This window comes from Citrobacter sp. wls710 (genome assembly GCF_005281115.1).
Taxonomy (GTDB): Bacteria; Pseudomonadota; Gammaproteobacteria; order Enterobacterales; family Enterobacteriaceae; genus Citrobacter; species Citrobacter werkmanii.
The window spans coordinates 31,947-46,583 of record NZ_SZXD01000002.1; the positions used below are offsets into that span (position 1 = coordinate 31,947).

At 54.1% G+C, this 14,637-nt stretch carries 15 protein-coding genes; 12 read left to right on the forward strand and 3 right to left on the reverse strand.

Going from position 1 to position 14,637, the window contains the following annotated elements:
* The first annotated feature begins 44 nt into the window (after positions 1 to 44).
* The 7 genes from dapF to corA all read left to right on the forward strand — a co-directional run bounded on the left by dapF (position 45) and on the right by corA (position 6,849).
* A complete protein-coding gene (dapF, locus tag FDX14_RS00810; protein ID WP_042314013.1) occupies positions 45 to 869 on the forward strand; it encodes a diaminopimelate epimerase in 825 nt (274 codons plus the stop codon).
* Positions 866 to 1,573 (forward strand): DUF484 domain-containing protein, encoded by a 708-nt coding sequence (locus tag FDX14_RS00815; protein WP_038634510.1) that lies wholly within the window; start codon positions 866 to 868, stop codon positions 1,571 to 1,573. Before dapF ends, FDX14_RS00815 begins: the two co-directional genes overlap by 4 nt.
* Positions 1,570 to 2,472, forward strand: a complete 903-nt coding sequence (gene xerC, locus FDX14_RS00820; protein ID WP_006686068.1) for a tyrosine recombinase XerC — start codon at positions 1,570 to 1,572, stop codon at positions 2,470 to 2,472. The genes FDX14_RS00815 and xerC overlap by 4 nt, the downstream gene beginning before the upstream one ends.
* Positions 2,472 to 3,188, forward strand: coding sequence for a 5-amino-6-(5-phospho-D-ribitylamino)uracil phosphatase YigB (yigB, locus tag FDX14_RS00825; RefSeq protein ID WP_042314011.1), 717 nt, complete (start codon positions 2,472 to 2,474; stop codon positions 3,186 to 3,188). Before xerC ends, yigB begins: the two co-directional genes overlap by 1 nt.
* 88 nt (positions 3,189 to 3,276) lie before the next feature.
* On the forward strand, positions 3,277 to 5,439 hold the full coding sequence (gene uvrD / locus FDX14_RS00830) for a DNA helicase II (RefSeq protein ID WP_038634502.1): 2,163 nt from the start codon (positions 3,277 to 3,279) through the stop codon (positions 5,437 to 5,439).
* Between the two features lie 247 nt (positions 5,440 to 5,686).
* Positions 5,687 to 5,743, forward strand: a complete 57-nt coding sequence (gene ysgD / locus FDX14_RS25270; protein WP_212723238.1) for a YsgD/CorL family protein — start codon at positions 5,687 to 5,689, stop codon at positions 5,741 to 5,743.
* 155 nt (positions 5,744 to 5,898) lie between these two features.
* Positions 5,899 to 6,849 (forward strand): magnesium/cobalt transporter CorA, encoded by a 951-nt coding sequence (gene corA, locus FDX14_RS00835; RefSeq protein WP_038634499.1) that lies wholly within the window; start codon positions 5,899 to 5,901, stop codon positions 6,847 to 6,849.
* 69 nt (positions 6,850 to 6,918) lie between these two features.
* Here corA and rarD read toward each other — a convergent pair whose 3' ends face one another.
* On the reverse strand, positions 6,919 to 7,815 hold the full coding sequence (rarD, locus tag FDX14_RS00840; RefSeq protein ID WP_137348864.1) for an EamA family transporter RarD: 897 nt from the start codon (positions 7,813 to 7,815) through the stop codon (positions 6,919 to 6,921).
* A gap of 51 nt (positions 7,816 to 7,866) precedes the next feature.
* Complete coding sequence (gene yigI, locus FDX14_RS00845) at positions 7,867 to 8,334, reverse strand: acyl-CoA thioesterase YigI (protein ID WP_003017917.1); 468 nt, start codon at positions 8,332 to 8,334, stop codon at positions 7,867 to 7,869.
* 165 nt (positions 8,335 to 8,499) lie between these two features.
* Between yigI and pldA the strand changes: the two genes are divergently transcribed.
* The 3 genes from pldA to rhtC all read left to right on the forward strand — a co-directional run bounded on the left by pldA (position 8,500) and on the right by rhtC (position 11,971).
* Positions 8,500 to 9,369, forward strand: a complete 870-nt coding sequence (pldA, locus tag FDX14_RS00850; protein ID WP_042314001.1) for a phospholipase A — start codon at positions 8,500 to 8,502, stop codon at positions 9,367 to 9,369.
* An 88-nt stretch (positions 9,370 to 9,457) separates the two neighbouring features.
* Positions 9,458 to 11,287, forward strand: a complete 1,830-nt coding sequence (gene recQ / locus FDX14_RS00855) for an ATP-dependent DNA helicase RecQ (RefSeq protein WP_042314000.1) — start codon at positions 9,458 to 9,460, stop codon at positions 11,285 to 11,287.
* Positions 11,288 to 11,350: 63 nt separating this feature from the next.
* Positions 11,351 to 11,971 (forward strand): threonine export protein RhtC, encoded by a 621-nt coding sequence (gene rhtC, locus FDX14_RS00860; protein ID WP_061381047.1) that lies wholly within the window; start codon positions 11,351 to 11,353, stop codon positions 11,969 to 11,971.
* A gap of 45 nt (positions 11,972 to 12,016) precedes the next feature.
* Here the strand turns inward: rhtC and rhtB are convergent, their stop codons facing one another.
* The gene (gene rhtB / locus FDX14_RS00865) at positions 12,017 to 12,637 is read right to left on the reverse strand and encodes a homoserine/homoserine lactone efflux protein (protein ID WP_042313996.1); all 621 of its coding nucleotides are present in this window, start codon (positions 12,635 to 12,637) and stop codon (positions 12,017 to 12,019) included.
* A 110-nt stretch (positions 12,638 to 12,747) separates the two neighbouring features.
* Between rhtB and pldB the strand changes: the two genes are divergently transcribed.
* The gene (gene pldB / locus FDX14_RS00870; protein ID WP_137348865.1) at positions 12,748 to 13,764 is read left to right on the forward strand and encodes a lysophospholipase L2; all 1,017 of its coding nucleotides are present in this window, start codon (positions 12,748 to 12,750) and stop codon (positions 13,762 to 13,764) included.
* A 15-nt stretch (positions 13,765 to 13,779) separates the two neighbouring features.
* Positions 13,780 to 14,580: a sugar/pyridoxal phosphate phosphatase YigL gene (gene yigL / locus FDX14_RS00875; RefSeq protein WP_042313992.1), complete on the forward strand. Its 801-nt coding sequence runs from the start codon at positions 13,780 to 13,782 to the stop codon at positions 14,578 to 14,580.
* Positions 14,581 to 14,637: the final 57 nt, after the last annotated feature.

Here is a 14,637-nt window from a genome sequence, read left to right on the forward strand (position 1 = left end):
AGGAATAGATTTACATTTCTGTACCCGCGTGAACGGAGTGAATGATGCAATTCTCTAAAATGCATGGCCTTGGCAACGATTTTATGGTCGTCGACGCGGTAACGCAGAATGTCTTTTTCTCACCAGAGCTGATCCGCCGCCTGTCCGACAGGCATCTCGGCGTTGGGTTTGATCAGTTGCTGGTGGTTGAACCTCCGTATGATCCGGAGCTGGATTTCCACTACCGTATTTTTAATGCCGACGGCAGTGAAGTGTCACAGTGTGGCAATGGCGCCCGTTGTTTTGCCCGTTTTGTTCGCCTGAAAGGGCTGACCAATAAGCGTGATATTCGCGTCAGTACCGCGAATGGTCGTATGGTATTAACCGTAACCGACGACGAGCTGGTGCGGGTGAATATGGGGGAACCCAACTTTGAGCCTTCGCAGGTTCCGTTTCGCGCCAACAAAGCAGAGAAGACCTATATTATGCGCGCGGCCGAACAGACAGTATTGTGCGGCGTGGTTTCAATGGGGAATCCGCACTGCGTAATTCAGGTTGATGATGTTGATACGGCCACTGTGGAAACGCTGGGACCGGTGCTGGAAAACCACGAACGCTTTCCAGAACGTGCCAACATCGGCTTTATGCAGGTGGTAAAGCGCGAGCATATCCGGCTGCGCGTCTACGAGCGCGGGGCGGGCGAAACTCAGGCCTGCGGCAGCGGTGCGTGCGCCGCTGTTGCGGTAGGTATTCAGCAGGGCCTGCTGGCAGAAGAGGTGAGGGTGGAGTTACCTGGCGGTCGACTTGATATCGCCTGGAAAGGTCCGGGTCATCCGCTGTATATGACTGGCCCGGCGGCACATGTCTACGACGGATTTATTCACTTATGAAGCAACCAGGGGAAGAACTACAGGAAACGCTCATGGAGCTCGACGATCGAGCGGTCGTCGATTACCTGCAACGTAATCCTGAGTTTTTTATCCGTAATGCCCGGGCAGTTGAAGCGATGCGCGTCCCACACCCGGTGCGGGGCACGATCTCTTTAGTTGAATGGCATATGGCGCGGGCACGTAATCATATTAATGTGCTTGAAGAGAACATGGCGTTATTGATGGAACAAGCCAACGCCAATGAAAGCCTGTTCTATCGTCTGCTAAATCTGCAAAGCCGCCTGGTGTCGGCCAGCAGTCTTGACGATATGCTGATGCGATTTCATCGCTGGGCGCGTGAGCTGGGGCTGGCCGGCGCGACGGTTCGTCTGTTTCCGGACCGGTGGCGACTCGGTGCGCCATCAAAATTTACGCATCTGGCATTAAGCCGCCAGGCCTTTGAACCGTTGCGTATTCAGCGTCTGGGCCAGTCGCAGCACTATCTTGGCCCACTCAATGGACCGGAACTGTTGGTCATGATGCCGGAGGCGAAAGCGATAGGTTCGGTGGCGATGTCGATGCTGGGGCAAGATGGTTCCTTGGGCGTGATGTTATTCAGCAGTCGTGACGTTAATCATTATCAGCAGGGACAGGGTACGCAGCTATTGCAGGAAATCTCGCTGATGTTGCCGGAGCTGCTGGAGCGCTGGATTGAACGCGTATGACCGATTCACCCCTTTCTCAGGATGTGGCGCGCTTTTTGCGCTATCTGGGCGTTGAGCGCCAGCTTAGCCCGATCACATTGCTTAATTATCAGCGTCAGCTTGATGCCATCATTGCGTTAGCCGGAGAAACCGGTCTGCAAAGCTGGCAACAATGTGATGCTGCAATGGTACGCAGTTTTGCCGTGCGCAGCCGTCGTAAAGGGCTGGGGCCGGCGAGTCTGGCGCTGCGCCTCTCCGCGTTGCGCAGTTTCTTCGACTGGCTGGTTAATCAGGGCGAACTGAAAGCCAATCCGGCAAAAAGCGTTTCCGCGCCGAAAGCGCCACGTCACTTACCTAAAAATATCGACGTTGATGACGTTAATCGTCTGCTGGATATCGATCTCAACGATCCCCTTGCCGTGCGCGACCGGGCGATGCTGGAAGTGATGTACGGCGCGGGACTGCGTTTATCTGAACTGGTTGGGCTGGATATTAAACATCTCGATCTCGACACCGGCGAAGTGTGGGTGATGGGCAAGGGCAGTAAAGAACGTCGTCTGCCGATCGGCCGCAATGCGGTGGCGTGGATTGAGCACTGGCTGGATCTGCGCGGTTTATTTGGCGGGGATGACGATGCGTTGTTCCTGTCTAAACTGGGCAAGCGCATCTCTGCGCGTAACGTGCAGAAACGCTTTGCGGAATGGGGTATCAAACAGGGGCTGAACAGCCACGTCCATCCCCACAAATTGCGCCACTCTTTTGCGACGCATATGCTGGAGTCTAGCGGCGATCTGCGCGGGGTGCAGGAGTTATTGGGGCATGCCAATCTTTCGACCACCCAAATCTATACCCATCTTGATTTTCAACACCTGGCTTCAGTGTACGATGCGGCGCATCCGCGCGCCAAACGGGGGAAATAATGCGTTTTTACCGGCCTTTGGGGCGTATTTCTGCGCTCACCTTTGACCTTGATGACACCCTTTACGATAACCGTCCCGTTATCAAACGCACCGAGCAGGAAGCGCTCGCGTTTGTACAGAATTACCACCCGGCGTTGAATTCGCTGCAAAATAGCGACCTACAGCGCTTACGTCAGGCCGTTCGCGACGCTGAGCCGGAAATCTATCACGACGTTACCCAATGGCGTCACCGCGCCGTAGAGCGCGCTATGCTGGAGGCAGGTCTGTCAGCGGCAGAAGCCTTGATGGGGGCGAATGCGGCGATGATGAATTTTGCCAAATGGCGTAGCCGCATTGATGTTCCGCAATCGACGCATGACACGCTGAAGGCGCTGGCCCGCAAATGGCCGCTGGTGGCGATCACCAACGGTAACGCACAGCCGGAGCTGTTTGGTCTGGGCGATTACTTTGAATTTGTGCTGCGCGCCGGTCCCGATGGGCGATCGAAACCGTTCAGCGACATGTACGCGCTGGCGGCGGATAAACTGAAAATGCCAGTGGGTGAGATTCTGCATGTGGGCGATGACCTGACGACAGACGTTGCAGGCGCTATTCGTTGCGGTATGCAGGCTTGCTGGATCAAACCGGAAAATGCCGACCTGATGCAAACTGCAGACAGCCGTTTGCTGCCGCATATCGAAATTTCACAGTTGGCATCTCTGACCTCGCTGATATAATCACCAGCAGAACTCTGTATATATACCCAGCTTTTTGGCGGATGGCGCTACGCTTCTCCGCCTTACCTACTTTTACGCGGCGGTGCCAATGGACGTTTCTTACCTGCTCGACAGCCTTAATGATAAACAGCGTGAAGCGGTGGCCGCGCCACGCAGCAACATGCTGGTTCTGGCAGGCGCGGGGAGTGGTAAAACTCGCGTACTGGTGCACCGTATCGCCTGGTTACTGACGGTAGAGAACAACTCGCCGTACTCTATTATGGCGGTGACCTTTACCAACAAAGCGGCAGCGGAAATGCGCCACCGTATTGGTCAGATCATGGGAACCAGCCAGGGCGGAATGTGGGTGGGGACCTTCCACGGTCTGGCGCACCGTCTGTTACGCGCGCACCATATGGATGCCAACCTGCCGCAGGACTTCCAGATCCTCGACAGCGAGGACCAACTGCGTCTGCTCAAGCGCCTGATCAAGGCGATGAACCTGGACGAAAAGCAGTGGCCGCCGCGTCAGGCTATGTGGTTTATCAACAGCCAGAAAGACGAAGGGCTGCGCCCGCACCATCTGCAAAGCTACGGCAACCCGGTCGAACAGACCTGGCAGAAGGTCTATCAGGCTTATCAGGAAGCGTGCGATCGCGCGGGGCTGGTGGATTTCGCCGAACTGCTGCTGCGCGCCCATGAACTGTGGCTCAACAAGCCGCACATTCTGCAGCACTACCGCGAACGCTTTACCAATATCCTGGTGGACGAATTCCAGGATACCAACAACATTCAGTACGCCTGGATCCGTCTGCTGGCGGGCGACACCGGCAAGGTGATGATCGTGGGCGATGATGATCAGTCGATCTACGGCTGGCGTGGGGCGCAGGTGGAGAACATTCAGCGCTTCCTCAACGATTTCCCGGGCGCAGAAACCATTCGTCTGGAGCAGAACTATCGCTCGACCAATAATATTCTGAGCGCAGCTAACGCCCTGATTGAAAATAACAACGGGCGCCTGGGTAAAAAACTGTGGACCGACGGCGTCGACGGCGAGCCGATCTCGCTGTATTGCGCGTTCAATGAACTTGATGAAGCGCGCTTTGTGGTCAATCGCATCAAAACCTGGCAGGACAACGGCGGCGCGCTGGAACAATGCGCCATTCTGTATCGCAGCAACGCCCAGTCGCGCGTGCTGGAAGAAGCCTTACTACAGGCTAGCATGCCGTATCGTATCTATGGCGGGATGCGCTTCTTCGAACGCCAGGAAATCAAAGACGCGCTCTCCTACCTGCGCCTGATCGCTAACCGCAATGACGACGCCGCGTTTGAGCGTGTGGTGAATACGCCAACCCGCGGGATTGGCGATCGTACTTTAGATGTGGTGCGCCAGACCTCGCGTGACCGCCAGCTAACGCTGTGGCAGGCCTGTCGTGAACTGCTGCAGGAAAAAGCCCTGGCCGGTCGCGCCGCCAGCGCCTTACAGCGCTTTATGGAATTGATTGACGCGCTGGCACAAGAGACTGCCGATATGCCGCTGCACGTGCAGACTGACCGGGTGATTAAAGATTCCGGCCTGCGCATGATGTACGAACAGGAAAAAGGCGAGAAGGGTCAGACGCGTATCGAAAACTTAGATGAACTGGTGACGGCAACGCGCCAGTTCAGCTACAACGAAGAAGACGAAGACTTAATGCCGCTGCAGGCGTTCCTGTCTCATGCGGCGCTGGAAGCGGGCGAAGGACAGGCGGATACCTGGCAGGACGCGGTACAACTGATGACCCTGCACTCGGCGAAAGGGCTGGAGTTTCCGCAGGTGTTTATCGTGGGGATGGAAGAAGGCATGTTCCCGAGCCAGATGTCGCTGGATGAAGGCGGACGTCTCGAAGAAGAACGTCGCCTGGCCTATGTCGGCGTGACCCGCGCGATGCAAAAGCTGACGCTTACCTACGCCGAAACGCGCCGTCTGTACGGCAAAGAGGTTTACCATCGTCCGTCGCGCTTTATTGGCGAACTGCCGGAAGCGTGCGTTGAAGAGGTGCGTCTGCGCGCCACGGTTAGCCGTCCGGTGAGCCATCAGCGGATGGGCACGCCAATGGCGGAAAACGATACCGGCTACAAACTTGGCCAGCGGGTACGCCACGCGAAGTTCGGCGAGGGCACCATCGTCAACCTCGAAGGAAGCGGCGAGCACAGTCGTTTGCAGGTCGCGTTCCAGGGGCAGGGGATCAAATGGCTGGTGGCGGCTTACGCAAGACTGGAAACGGTGTGATCGCCTGATGTCGCTGCGCTTATCGGGCCTGGTGACCAGGTAACATTTTGATTTGTAGGCCGGATAAGGCGAAGCCGCCATTCGGCTATCTGCCGGTTAATATTCTGAAATCATAGATAAATAATTCCCCTCTGCTAACCTTTCTGTATAAGGGGAAATTATTACTTTTTCGCCATCCGTTGCGTGTTGACGTCAAAATTTTGCTGGCGTAACATGCGCGCACGATTACGCTAAGAGGACATTCGCCTTGGACACACCCAGTAGATACTGGCTCATTATCCTGTCATCCAGGATCAACTCCTAAGGCTATCCCTTTTTGCTGATAGCCTTCGCGGTTGTCAGCGACCTTCTGTTTTTTTCCCGTCGCGCTGAGTCAGGCTGTTTAATGGTCTGAAACCCAATTTGTTTCTGTGTGCCCTCCGAACTGTCCGATAATTTTTTGCATTGGGAGTCCCGGTCATGCTGAGCGCATTTCAACTGGAAAACAATCGGTTAACTCGCCTTGAGGCAGACGAGATCGAGCACCTGGCCAGTTCGGTTTGGGTCGATTTAGTCGAGCCGGATGACGAAGAACGAAACCGTGTGCAAAAGGACTTGGGCCAGAACCTGGCCACGCGCCCTGAACTGGAAGATATCGAAGCATCCGCACGTTTTTTTGAAGACGAAGATGGTCTGCACATTCACTCCTTCTTCTTCTATGAAGACGCCGACGATCACGCGGGTAACTCAACCGTTGCATTTACCATTCGTGAAGGTCGCTTGTTTACTCTGCGTGAACGCGAACTGCCGGCGTTTCGTCTGTATCGCATGCGCGCACGTAACCAGGCGATGGTGGATGGCAACGCTTACGAGCTGCTGCTCGACCTGTTCGAAACCAAAATTGAACAGCTGGCGGATGAGATTGAAAATATCTATAGCGACCTGGAAAAACTCAGCCGTGTGATCATGGAAGGGCGTCAGGGCGATGAGTATGACGAAGCGCTTTCCACGCTGGCGGAACAGGAAGATATCGGCTGGAAGGTACGCCTGTGTCTGATGGATACCCAGCGCGCACTGAATTTCCTGGTGCGTAAAGCGCGTCTGCCGGGTGGTCAACTGGAGCAGGCGCGTGAGATCCTACGCGATATCGAGTCTCTGCTGCCGCATAACGAATCGCTGTTCCAGAAGGTTAACTTCCTGATGCAGGCGGCGATGGGCTTTATCAATATTGAGCAGAACCGCATTATCAAGATCTTCTCGGTGGTCTCGGTGGTGTTTCTGCCGCCGACGCTGGTGGCTTCCAGCTACGGGATGAACTTTGAATTTATGCCGGAACTGCACTGGAGCTTCGGTTATCCTGGCGCGATTGTCTTCATGATGCTCGCTGGTCTGGCGCCGTATCTGTACTTCAAACGTAAGAACTGGCTTTAATGGCGGTGTCTTACCAGGCCTACAGAACCCGTAGGCCTGATAAGCGTAGCGCCATCAGGCAAAAAGCATTCACATCCCCATACGCGTTCTGCGTTGGGTATAAATCGCATCCATCACGAAAATCGCCAGCGCCACCCAGATAAACGCAAACGTGACCATTTTATCCGCTCCCGGCACTTCACCGTAAAAGGTGATCGCCAGCAGGAACATCAACGTGGGTCCGATATACTGGAAGAAGCCCAGCGTGGAAAGACGCAGGCGGGTCGCTGCGCCGGTAAAGCACAGCAGCGGAATAGTGGTCACGACACCCGCGGCAATCAGCAGCAGATTGAGCGACATCGGGTTTTGCCCCATATGGCTGGTTGGGCTATCCGCAATGCCAAACAGATAGATTGCAGCCACGGGTAAGAGCCACAGGGTTTCAATCAACATACCTGTTTGTGCTTCAACGGCAATCTTCTTACGCACCAGACCATAAAAAGCAAAGCTGAACGCCAGTCCCAGCGCGATTATCGGCAACGAGCCGAAGGTCCACAGCTGTACCAGTACGCCGCAGGCGGCTAACAGTACCGCCAGCCACTGCATGCGACGAAAGCGCTCGCCGAGGAAAAGCATCCCCAGCACGATATTCACCAGCGGGTTAATAAAATAGCCGAGACTGGCTTCCAGCATATGGTGATTATTGACCGCCCAAATGAACAGCAGCCAGTTTCCGCCAATGAGCACCGCAGAGAGCGCCAGCAGGAAGATCTTCTTTGGCGTTTGTAGCAGCGTTTTAACACCCGACCACTGGCGGCTGATGCTCATCAGCACCACCATAAAGAAAAATGACCAGATGACGCGGTGCGTCAGGATCTCATCTGCCGGGACATAGTAAATCAGCTTGAAGTAGGCGGGAGCGATACCCCAAATAAAATAGGCAGCAAGAGCGAGTAACACGCCCTGCCGCGTTTGTTTAGCATCCATCGGGAAAACTCATTGCAGAAATGTAACAGCAGTTTACCTTTTTTTAAGCGCTTACCCCACCATATAAGTGGCGGTTGCGCTGGCGATATAGAGCTGTTCTTCGTTATGCAGTTCCACACGCGCAACGGCTACTTTATTACCCGCCCGCAGCAGGCTGCTGGTAGCGGTAAAGCGATTCCCTCTCCCCGGGCGCAGGTAATCAACGCGTAAATCGATGGTGCCCATACGTGACATGCGCTGACGCAGTTCGTCCTCACTGATCGTTTCGTGACGGGTCAACGTGCTGCCTACACACACCAGTCCGGCGGCGACGTCGAGTGCTGAGGCGATCACCCCGCCATGCAAAATGCTTTGCGCCCAGTTCCCGACCATCATCGGTTGATTATTAAACGCTAATTGCGCAAATTCTTTTTCATAGCGTTCCAGTTCCAGCCCCAGCGCACGGTTAAACGGCATATGATAAACAAACATTTCACCCACTAACTTCAGGGCTTCTTCAGCGGTCAGTACAGCAGACATACGATCTTAATACCTTATCGGTTAATGAAATGTTGATATTATGCTTATTATTTGTTGTTTTCTACTTTAGGACGGGATAACTAACGAGGAGCGAGCTAAGTATGTAGAATGCTTGTCAGAAAATTATACAATTCATCAATATTTTGGTTCAGGAGAACATTACCGATGCGGGCGATTCTGGGATGGTTACTACCAGCAGTCATGCTGCCGTTGACCGCGTATGCGCAGGAAGCGACAGTAAAAGAGATTCATGATGCACCAGCAGTTCGGGGCAGTATCATCGCTAATATGCTGCAAGAGCATGACAACCCTTTCACGCTTTACCCTTATGACACCAACTACCTTATCTACACCAATACCAGCGACATGAACAAAGAGGCGATCAGCAGCTATAGCTGGTCGGACAATGCGCGCAAAGATGAGGTGAAGTTTCAGCTAAGCCTGGCATTTCCCCTTTGGCGAGGAATATTTGGTCCGAACTCGGTTCTTGGCGGCTCCTATACGCAGAAATCCTGGTGGCAGCTTTCTAACAGTGAAGAATCTTCACCGTTTCGCGAAACCAACTACGAGCCGCAGTTGTTCCTTGGTTTCGCCACCGACTATCGCTTTGCCGGGTGGACGCTACGTGATGTCGAAATGGGTTACAACCATGATTCCAACGGGCGCTCCGACCCCACTTCACGTAGCTGGAACCGCCTGTATACCCGCCTGATGGCAGAAAACGGCAACTGGCTGGTGGAAGTAAAGCCGTGGTACGTCATTGGCAGTACCGATGATAACCCCGACATCACCAAATACATGGGCTATTATCAGCTGAAAATGGGGTATCACCTGGGCGATGCCGTTATCAGCGTGAAAGGGCAGTACAACTGGAACACCGGCTACGGCGGCGCAGAGTTAGGGGCAAGCTATCCTATTACGAAGCATGTTCGTCTCTACACCCAGGTCTACAGTGGTTACGGCGAATCGCTGATTGACTACAACTTCAATCAAACCCGTGTTGGCGTCGGCGTAATGCTTAACGATATCTTCTAACGGATATTGAGAGTATTTTAATCATTGCAGTTTCTCTCTCAGGCGCTGAAAATAGCGCCTGTTTTTATTTCAGGTTAATGGGGTTAATGTGGCGCAGGCGGAAGTGTTGAATCTGGAAATGGGCGCTAAACAGGTTTTACAGGAAACCTTTGGCTACCAACAGTTTCGCCCAGGCCAGGAAGAAATCATCGACACCGTGCTCTCTGGTCGCGACTGTCTGGTCGTTATGCCCACCGGTGGCGGCAAATCCCTGTGCTATCAAATTCCCGCATTATTACTCAACGGACTCACCGTTGTTGTTTCGCCGCTGATTTCCCTGATGAAAGACCAGGTCGATCAACTGCTGGCCAACGGCGTGGCGGCGGCGTGCCTGAACTCCACCCAAAGTCGTGAACAGCAGCTTGAGGTGATGGCCGGCTGTCGCAGCGGGCAGGTTCGCTTGCTTTATATTGCCCCTGAGCGCCTGATGCTGGATAACTTCCTTGAGCATCTTGGACACTGGAATCCGGTGCTGCTGGCAGTTGATGAAGCGCACTGTATTTCGCAGTGGGGACATGACTTCCGTCCGGAATACGCTGCGCTGGGCCAGTTGCGTCAGCGTTTCCCAACCCTGCCGTTTGTGGCACTGACCGCGACCGCGGATGAAACCACCCGGCTGGACATTGTGCGTCTGCTGGGCCTCAACGATCCGTTAATTCAGATCAGCAGCTTTGACCGCCCGAATATTCGCTACATGCTGATGGAGAAATTTAAGCCGCTCGATCAGCTGATGCGCTATGTGCAGGAACAGCGTGGTAAGTCCGGCATTATTTACTGTAACAGCCGCGCCAAAGTCGAAGACACCGCTGCGCGCCTGCAAAGTCGTGGCATCAGCGCGGGAGCCTATCATGCCGGGCTGGAAAACAGCGTGCGCGCCGAGGTGCAGGAAAAATTCCAGCGCGATGACCTGCAAATTGTGGTGGCGACCGTGGCGTTCGGCATGGGGATCAACAAACCCAACGTGCGCTTCGTGGTGCATTTTGATATCCCGCGTAACATTGAGTCCTACTATCAGGAAACCGGCCGTGCCGGACGTGACGGCCTGCCGGCGGAAGCGATGCTGTTTTACGATCCGGCTGATATGGCGTGGCTCCGCCGTTGCCTCGAAGAGAAACCTGCCGGACAGCTGCTGGATATCGAACGTCATAAGCTCAATGCGATGGGGGCGTTTGCCGAGGCGCAAACCTGTCGTCGTCTGGTTCTGCTGAATTATTTTGGCGAAGGGCGTCAGGAGCCGTGTGGTAACTGCGATATCTGTCTCGACCCGCCAAAACAGTACGACGGGTTAATGGATGCGCGCAAAGCGCTGTCGACGATCTACCGCGTTAACCAACGCTTTGGTATGGGTTACGTCGTGGAAGTTCTACGCGGGGCGAATAACCAGCGCATTCGTGAGCTGGCCCATGACAAACTGCCGGTCTATGGTATTGGCCGTGAGCAAAGCCACGAGCATTGGGTGAGTGTGATTCGTCAACTGATTCATTTGGGCCTGGTAACACAGAATATTGCCCAACACTCCGCGTTACAGCTCACTGAAGCTGCGCGTCCGGTGCTGCGCGGCGAAGTCCCGTTGCAGCTTGCGGTACCGCGAATCGTGGCGCTGAAACCGCGCGCTATGCAGAAATCCTTCGGCGGCAATTACGATCGCAAACTGTTTGCCAAATTGCGTAAGCTGCGTAAAGCGATTGCCGATGAAGAGAATATCCCGCCGTATGTCGTCTTTAACGATGCCACGTTGATTGAAATGGCCGAGCAGATGCCGGTTTCGCCGAGCGAAATGCTGAGCGTCAACGGCGTGGGAATGCGTAAACTTGAGCGTTTTGGCAAAGAGTTTATGGCACTTATTCGCGCGCATGTTGATGGTGACGACGAAGAGTAGTCAGCGAGGCAAAAAAGTGCCAGGATGGTGACTCACTGAACTATTCCCCCGCGAGTCATTTTTATGTTAACGCTATTTTTCACCGTTGCGTTGGTGCATATCGTTGCGCTGATGAGTCCCGGTCCCGATTTTTTCTTTGTTTCTCAAACGGCCGTTAGCCGTTCGCGCAAAGAAGCCATGATGGGCGTGCTGGGTATTACCTGTGGCGTCATGGTCTGGGCTGGCGTGGCGCTGCTTGGCCTGCATCTGATTATCGAAAAAATGGCCTGGTTGCATACCATTATCATGGTGGGCGGCGGTCTGTATCTGTGCTGGATGGGTTACCAGATGCTGCGCGGCGCGTTTAAAAAACAGGACGTAGCGGCCCCTACCCCACAGGTTGAGCTGGCACAGAGCGGACGCAGCTTTTTAAAAGGTCTGTTGACCAACCTCGCCAACCCGAAAGCCATTATCTATTTTGGCTCCGTGTTTTCATTGTTTGTTGGCGATAGCGTAGGAACAGGCGCGCGATGGGGCATTTTCGCGCTGATCATCGTGGAAACGCTGGCGTGGTTCACAGTGGTCGCCAGCCTGTTTGCACTTCCGAAGATGCGTCGCGGCTATCAGCGTCTGGCGAAGTGGATTGATGGCTTTGCCGGCGCGCTGTTCGCGGGCTTCGGTATCCACCTGATTATTTCGCGCTAAGCTCCCTTCATGCCGGATAAGCGCTAACGCCATCCGGCACCGTTATCAGGCATGCCTTGCCGACGCCAGCAGGGCGCCTATCAGCATAAACAGTGAACCAAACACTTTGTTCAGCGCTTTCATTTGCTTTGGCCCCTTAATCCAGCCAGCAATGCGCGTAGCCAGCGTCGCGTAACCGATCATCACAATAATATCGACCACGATGGTCGTGACGCCAAGCACCACATACTGCATCACCTGCGGTTCCTGTGGCAAGATAAACTGCGGGAACAGGGCGGCAAGAAAAACAATGCTCTTGGGGTTGGTCAGATTTACAAAGACCGCGCGTTTGAACAGTCGGCTGCGCGATTGCGTATTCGCCATGGTGTTCAGATCGATAGCGCCCGCCGCGCGCCATTGTTGGATCCCCAGCCAAATCAGGTACGCCGCACCCGCCCACTTCAGCACTTCAAACGCGATCGCTGAACGTGAAAATAGCGTTCCCAGCCCTACGCCAACCAAAACGATATGAATGCCCAGCCCGGTCTGTAGACCCGCAATCGATGCGCTGGCACCGCGATAACCGTGGCTGATGGCGGTGGTCATGGTGTTGATTGCGCCAGAGCCTGGAGACAAGCTCAAAATAATAGAGGTCAACAGGTAGGCGAACCACCATTCAAAGGTCATGAGAAACTCCCGGATTGTCTATTTTTATGCCACAATACGCTACTGTCGGTACGTTGTATCAGACATGGCAAAAAAAACGATTTTACTTGGTCAACGAGGCTGGATACCCGATGTTTCAGCAGCAAAAAGACTGGGAAACAAGAGAAAACGCGTTTGCTGCTTTTTCCATGGGACCACTGACAGACTTCTGGCGTCAGCGGGAAGAGGCGGAATTTACGGGCGTAGATAATGTTCCCGTACGCTTTGTTCGTTTTCACGCAGAGAAAAACGATCGTGTCATCGTCGTCTGTCCTGGACGCATTGAAAGCTATGTGAAATACGCTGAACTGGCGTATGACCTGTTTCATTCTGGTTTTGACGTTCTCATTATCGATCACCGTGGCCAGGGGCGTTCCGGGCGTATGCTTTCGGACCCGCATCGCGGTCATGTGGATAACTTTAATGACTATGTCGACGATTTAACCGCTTTCTGGCAGCAGGAAGTGTTACCCGGTCCGTGGAGAAAACGCTATATACTGGCGCATTCTATGGGCGGGGCGATTGCCACGTTGTTCCTGCAGCGTCATCCGAATCAGTGTGATGCCATTGCGCTTTGCGCGCCGATGTTTGGTATTGTGATGCGCTTTCCCGACTGGATGGTGCGTCAAATTCTGGACTGGGCTGAAGGGCATCCACGGATCCGCGAGGGCTATGCCATGGGGACCGGGCGCTGGCGGGCGCTGCCATTCGGGATGAATGCGGTAACCCACAGTCGACAGCGCTATCGGCGCAATCTACGCTTCTATGCCGATGAACCTCGGCTGCGCGTGGGCGGTCCCACCTACCACTGGGTACGTGAAGGGATTCTGGCGGGTGAACAGGTCCTGGCCGGGGCGGGGGATGACGCGACGCCAACATTACTGATTCAGGCTGAAGAAGAGCGTTTGGTGGATAACCGTATGCACGATCGCTTTTGTGAACTCCGCGCCGCAGCGGGCCATCCTGTAGAGGGAGGTCAGCCGCTTGTCATTAAAGGCGCGTACCATGAGATCCTTTTTGAAAAGGACGCAATGCGCTCAGTCGCGCTTAACGCTATTGTCGAATTTTTCGACAAGCATAACTCATCCAGCGGAACCCGCTTTGCCTAGAGGTTTAATTTTCTTATGTATCAGGTTGTTGCGTCTGATTTAGACGGTACGCTGCTTTCCCCCGACCATACGTTGTCCCCTTATGCCAAAGAGACACTGAAATTATTGACCGCACGTGGCGTTAATTTCGTCTTTGCGACTGGCCGTCATCATGTTGATGTGGGGCAAATTCGCGATAACCTCGGCATTAAAACCTACATGATCACATCCAACGGTGCGCGTGTGCACGATTCTGCCGGGAATCTGGTGTTTACCCATAACCTGGATCGCGACATTGCCAGCGACCTGTTTGGTGTGGTGAATGCAAACCCGGACATCGTGACCAACGTTTATCGTGATGATGAATGGTTTATGAATCGTCATCGTCCGGACGAAATGCGCTTCTTTAAAGAAGCGGTATTTAACTATTCTCTGTTTGAACCTGCGCTACTGGAGCCTGAAGGCGTCAGCAAAGTGTTTTTTACCACCGATTCTCATGAAAGGCTGCTGCCGCTGGAGCAGGCGATTAACGCTCGCTGGGGCGATCGCGTCAACGTCAGCTTCTCTACGCTTACCTGTCTGGAAGTGATGGCTGGTGGCGTGTCGAAAGGTCATGCGCTGGAAGCGGTGGCGAAAGCGATGGGCTACAACCTGAAGGACTGTATCGCTTTCGGTGATGGCATGAACGATGCGGAAATGCTCTCCATGGCTGGCAAAGGCTGCATCATGGGCAACGCGCACCAGCGCCTGAAAGATCTTCATCCGGAACTGGACGTGATTGGACTCAACGCCGATGATGCCGTGCCGCACTATCTGCGTAAGCTCTTTTTGCAGTAACGCCATCGTTCGTTAGTTGACCAGTTGTCAACTAAAAACTTCGCTACAATGGGTGTA

What these genes read in the sequence shown, in the direction of transcription:
- dapF (WP_042314013.1), top strand. Translation starts at nt 45, where the DNA reads ATGCAATTCTCTAAAATGCATGGCCTTGGCAACGATTTTATGGTCGTC.
- FDX14_RS00815 (WP_038634510.1), top strand. Translation starts at nt 866, where the DNA reads ATGAAGCAACCAGGGGAAGAACTACAGGAAACGCTCATGGAGCTCGAC.
- xerC (WP_006686068.1), top strand. Translation starts at nt 1,570, where the DNA reads ATGACCGATTCACCCCTTTCTCAGGATGTGGCGCGCTTTTTGCGCTAT.
- yigB (WP_042314011.1), top strand. Translation starts at nt 2,472, where the DNA reads ATGCGTTTTTACCGGCCTTTGGGGCGTATTTCTGCGCTCACCTTTGAC.
- uvrD (WP_038634502.1), top strand. Translation starts at nt 3,277, where the DNA reads ATGGACGTTTCTTACCTGCTCGACAGCCTTAATGATAAACAGCGTGAA.
- corA (WP_038634499.1), top strand. Translation starts at nt 5,899, where the DNA reads ATGCTGAGCGCATTTCAACTGGAAAACAATCGGTTAACTCGCCTTGAG.
- rarD (WP_137348864.1), bottom strand. Translation starts at nt 7,815, where the DNA reads ATGGATGCTAAACAAACGCGGCAGGGCGTGTTACTCGCTCTTGCTGCC.
- yigI (WP_003017917.1), bottom strand. Translation starts at nt 8,334, where the DNA reads ATGTCTGCTGTACTGACCGCTGAAGAAGCCCTGAAGTTAGTGGGTGAA.
- pldA (WP_042314001.1), top strand. Translation starts at nt 8,500, where the DNA reads ATGCGGGCGATTCTGGGATGGTTACTACCAGCAGTCATGCTGCCGTTG.
- rhtC (WP_061381047.1), top strand. Translation starts at nt 11,351, where the DNA reads ATGTTAACGCTATTTTTCACCGTTGCGTTGGTGCATATCGTTGCGCTG.
- rhtB (WP_042313996.1), bottom strand. Translation starts at nt 12,637, where the DNA reads ATGACCTTTGAATGGTGGTTCGCCTACCTGTTGACCTCTATTATTTTG.
- pldB (WP_137348865.1), top strand. Translation starts at nt 12,748, where the DNA reads ATGTTTCAGCAGCAAAAAGACTGGGAAACAAGAGAAAACGCGTTTGCT.
- yigL (WP_042313992.1), top strand. Translation starts at nt 13,780, where the DNA reads ATGTATCAGGTTGTTGCGTCTGATTTAGACGGTACGCTGCTTTCCCCC.